This is a genomic window from Citrobacter sp. VF227, from assembly GCF_052950715.1.
Genome location: NZ_JBRFVF010000314.1, coordinates 1 through 489 on the forward strand (window position 1 = coordinate 1; position 489 = coordinate 489).

The following is a 489-nucleotide window of genomic DNA, read 5'->3' on the forward strand; positions in this document are numbered from 1 at the left end:
TTTCTTGCGCGCGCTATCGCACAGGACGGCCAGGTCATTTTACTGGATTAACCGTTTACTGGTGTAGATGTGAAAACCGAGTCCCGGATCATCGACCTGCTGCGTGAACTGCGTGATGAAGGCCGGACCATGCTGGTCTCTACCCATAACCTGTGCTCCGTCACCGAGTTTTGTGATTACACGGTGATGATTAAGTGCACGGTGCTGGCAAGTGGCCTGACCGAAACCACCTTTACTCCCGAGAATCTCGAGCTGGCATTTAGCGGAGTCCTGCGTCACGTTGCCCTGCGCGGCGGCGAACAGCACGTGATTACCGATGATGAACGTCCGTTTATTTAGCGACGCGCGGCAAGCGAGGGGGCATAATCATGAACTGGCTGACAGAGACGTTTGGCTACCAGTATATGCACAACGCCATGCGAGTTTCGGCGATGGTCGGCGGCCTGTGCGCGATTCTGTCTTGATATCTGATGCTCTACGGGTGGACGC

The 489-nt window shown here is 55.2% G+C and carries 2 pseudogenes; both read left to right on the forward strand.

The window, feature by feature from the left end:
- Window positions 1-339, forward strand: a pseudogene (gene sitB / locus ACU8YC_RS26490) (iron/manganese ABC transporter ATP-binding protein SitB); the annotation flags it as partial.
- Window positions 340-368: 29 nt separating this feature from the next.
- A pseudogene (locus ACU8YC_RS26495) lies at window positions 369-461 on the forward strand (hypothetical protein); the annotation flags it as partial.
- Window positions 462-489: the final 28 nt, after the last annotated feature.